At 64.7% G+C, this 3561-nt stretch carries 4 protein-coding genes; all 4 read right to left on the bottom strand.

The features are described 5' to 3' along the window. Window positions 1-711: FAD-binding protein (locus ACEQXV_RS14585; protein ID WP_370269788.1), on the bottom strand; the 711-nt coding region annotated here is incomplete at its 3' end. 252 nt (window positions 712-963) lie between these two features. Further along, a complete protein-coding gene (locus ACEQXV_RS14580; protein ID WP_093450542.1) occupies window positions 964-1743 on the bottom strand; it encodes a succinate dehydrogenase iron-sulfur subunit in 780 nt (259 codons plus the stop codon). Window positions 1744-1757: 14 nt separating this feature from the next. After that, on the bottom strand, window positions 1758-2600 hold the full coding sequence (locus tag ACEQXV_RS14575; protein WP_370269786.1) for a hypothetical protein: 843 nt from the start codon (window positions 2598-2600) through the stop codon (window positions 1758-1760). Window positions 2601-2714: 114 nt separating this feature from the next. Then, a partial coding sequence (locus tag ACEQXV_RS14570; protein WP_370269785.1) for an FAD-binding protein occupies window positions 2715-3561 on the bottom strand: 847 nt, incomplete at its 5' end.

Below are 3561 nucleotides of genomic sequence, written 5' to 3'. Positions count from 1 at the left end.
GACCGGCCAGTGCCGCCGCACTTTGTCATGGTCCCCGCCGATCCCGCCCGAGGTCAGGATCAGCGCCTGCCCCTCCGCCTCGAAGGCACCTATCGCCTCGCGCGATGTCGACACCCCGCGCGGCGCGTCACTCTCCACCAGGACATGCCCCGCCACCCGGCGCGCCTTCAGGTTCAGCTCGGTGACTCTGTGCCGGAACCCGAAGGTCAGCGCCCCGGATTTCGCCAGCGCCTCGGCCCGCGCCACGAAAGGCGCGATCACCCCCGGCCCCGTGCCCCATGTCAGGTGAAAGCGTGGGACCGAATTGCCATGCCCATGCGCCAGCGCGCCGCCCCGCTCGGCCCAGCCGACAACGGGAAACCAGCGCATTCCAAGGCCCGACAGCCAATCGCGCATCTCACCGGCGGCGAAATCCAAGTAGGCCTCTGCCACGGCCCGTGGGTTGGCATCTTCCGCCCGGTCGAACTCGGCCGAGCCATACCAATCCTGGGCCGCCAGCTCCCGGCTGTCGCGGATTTTCATGCGCCGCTGTTCCGGCGTATCCACCATGAACAACCCGCCAAGCGACCAGAAGGCCTGCCCGCCCAGGCTCTGTGGCCCTTCCTGGTCCAGCAACAGGACACTGCGCCCGCGATCCGCCGCCTCCACTGCGGCCACCAGCCCCGCAAGCCCCGCCCCCACGACGATCACATCCGCCCGGTATCTCTGCATGGCCACTCCTCCCAAGCCCTCCCGCAAAGCCTATGCGCCCCTGCGCCGGGCCCCAAAGCAGAACGCCACGTCAGCCCCTCTTTGGTTTTCGAAAATATCCCCGCCGGTGGCCCCGAAGCCCTGCCCCCGCCTGCGGGGGCGGGGATGAGTAGAAAGGAACGCGGGGGCCCCCGGCCCCCGCACAATTGGATCCCGCCACATAGAAAAAGGGCCCTCGAAAGGGCCCTTCCAAAAACACGCCGTTCCAACCGATCAGACGGTGCGCTCGACCATCATCTGCTTGATGTGCGAAATCGCCGCCGCCGGGTTCAGACCCTTGGGGCAGGTCTTGGCGCAGTTCATGATCGTGTGGCAGCGGTACAGCTTGAAGGGATCCTCCAGCTCGTCCAGACGCTCACCCGTCGCTTCATCGCGGCTGTCGATGATCCAGCGGTAGGCATGCAGCAGCGCGGCAGGCCCAAGATACCGATCGCCGTTCCACCAGTAAGACGGGCACGAGGTCGAGCATGACGCGCACATGACGCATTCATACAGACCATCCAGCTTCTTGCGGTCCTCGATGGATTGCTTCCACTCTTTCGCGGGGCGGTTGGTCTTGGTTTCCAGCCAGGGCATGATCGAGGCATGCTGCGCATAGAAATGCGTCAGATCGGGGATCAGGTCCTTGACCACCGGCATGTGCGGCAGCGGATAGATCCGCACGTCGCCTTTCACCTCGTCCAGGCCATAGATACAGGCCAGGGTGTTGATCCCGTCGATGTTCATCGCGCAAGAGCCGCAGATCCCTTCCCGGCAGGACCGGCGGAAGGTCAGCGTCGGATCGATCTCGTTCTTGATCTTGATCAACGCGTCCAGGATCATCGGACCGCATTTGTCCATATCCAGGAAATAGGTGTCCACCCGCGGGTTTTCCCCGTCATCGGGGTTCCAGCGATAGATCTTGAACTTGCGCACGTTGGTTGCGCCATCGGGCTTGGGCCAGGTCTTGCCGGTCCGGATGCGAGAGTTCTTGGGAAGCGTGAATTGTACCATGGTCAGGACTCCGTCTAGGCAGCAGCGGCGGCAGGACCGCCCGTGGCCCGCAACGCCGCGATCGCGGCGTGGCTGCTTTGAATTTGGAACATGTCGAAGTAGGTGGCAGGACCGAACGCGGCGATATCCGTGTCCAGGAACTCGGCGACGACGGCGTCGTAACTCCCCGCCAGCGTGGTGTTCTCCGCATCGAGATTGCGAAGAATGACCAGCCCCGTCGGATAGGCGTCCAGCACGTCGATCTGCAGGTCCGGCCGGTGTTTCAGCAGGATTGCCAGCGTCTTCCAGACATCCCCGGTCCATTGCCGGGTCTTCTTGGGATCCCAGTCACGTGCCGTCATGGCAGCGGTGAAGGGCAGGCAATCATGCAGGATCGCGATGGCCCCGGGGGCCGACCGCTTTTCAAAGTTCATGAAATCGCGCAGCAGGAATTCGAACCGGTGCATCCCGTCCAGGAACCCAAGTTCGGGGCGGATGCCCAGGCCTTCCAGGAAGCCCAGGTCGAAGAAGCCGTCGCTGGTGATCTGGAAGAAATGCCCCTCGGGCCGGTCCTTCATCGAGAAGTTCGTCAGGATCAGCTGGGGATCCACGGCGATGAACTTGCCCGGACAGACCTCAAGCGACCCGCCGCGGTTGGTGCCGATCTCGAAATACCACTCGGGCGTGACGAAATCATGCAGCGCCGCCAGCACGTCATAGTAGTGCGGGCCGTCCACGGTCGGGAACCCGGGTTCAGGGGTCTCTCCGCGCGGGTCCTTCAGGACCCGGGCCTTGGCCCCGGCGCGATGGCCGATCGGCAGCAGTTTGCCCTGCCGGTTCTCGCGCTTACGGCGCTGCAGCGTCTCAACGAAGAACACGCGCGCCTCCTGCGTTGCGGATATCAAGGATCCGCGCGGGGACCCTGCCCCCATGCAGCATCAGGGCGGCAAGGCCACCCGGACGCGCATGGTTCTGGGGCAGGGCCCGACGCATCAGAACGTCCGTGCCTTGGGCGCGATGCGCTTCAGCTCGATCCCGCCTTCGGCTTCGGTCGACAGCGGGTCGGTGATCACCGGGCGGTAGCTCAGCTCGACCTTGTTGTCTTCCACGCGGGAAATCGTGTGCACGCGCCAGTTCTCGTCGTCGCGCTCGGCGTAATCCTCGTGGGCATGCGCCCCGCGGGATTCGTGACGTGCCTCTGCACCGACGATGGTCGCCAGGGCGTTCGGCATCAGGTTCGTCAGCTCCAGCGTTTCCATTAGGTCCGAGTTCCACACCAGCGACCGATCGGTGACCTTGAGGTCGGTGATCTTCGCGGCAATCGCGGTCATCTTCTCGACGCCTTCGGCCAGCGTCTTCGATTCACGGAAGACGGCGGCGTCCGACTGCATGGTGCGCGGCATTTCCAGGCGCAGATCCGCGGTCGGGATGGCCCCCTTGGCGTTGCGATAGAAGTCGAAGCGATCAAACGCCTTGTCGATGGATGCCTTGTTGGTCGCCGGGATCGCCGCTTCGCGGTCGACGACCTGGCCGGCGCGGATCGCGGCGGCACGGCCAAAGACCACGAGGTCGATCAAGGAGTTCGACCCCAGACGGTTCGCACCGTGCACCGAGGCACAGCCCGCTTCGCCCACAGCCATCAGGCCCGGAACCACCTGGTTCGGGTTTTCGGCGGTCGGGTGCAGCACCTCGCCCCAGTAGTTCGTCGGGATACCGCCCATGTTGTAATGCACGGTCGGCAGAACCGGGATCGGTTCCTTGGTCACGTCGACACCGGCAAAGATCTTGGCCGATTCCGAGATGCCGGGCAGACGTTCCGCCAGCGCTTCGGCCGGCAGG

The sequence above is a fragment of the Nioella sp. genome (genome assembly GCF_964229645.1).
Lineage (GTDB): Bacteria > Pseudomonadota > Alphaproteobacteria > Rhodobacterales > Rhodobacteraceae > Nioella.
Note: the sequence above shows the minus strand (reverse complement) of the source record. Positions and strands in the feature narration are given on the sequence as shown.

What these genes read in the sequence shown, in the direction of transcription:
- ACEQXV_RS14580 (WP_093450542.1), bottom strand. Translation starts at nt 1,743, where the DNA reads ATGGTACAATTCACGCTTCCCAAGAACTCTCGCATCCGGACCGGCAAG.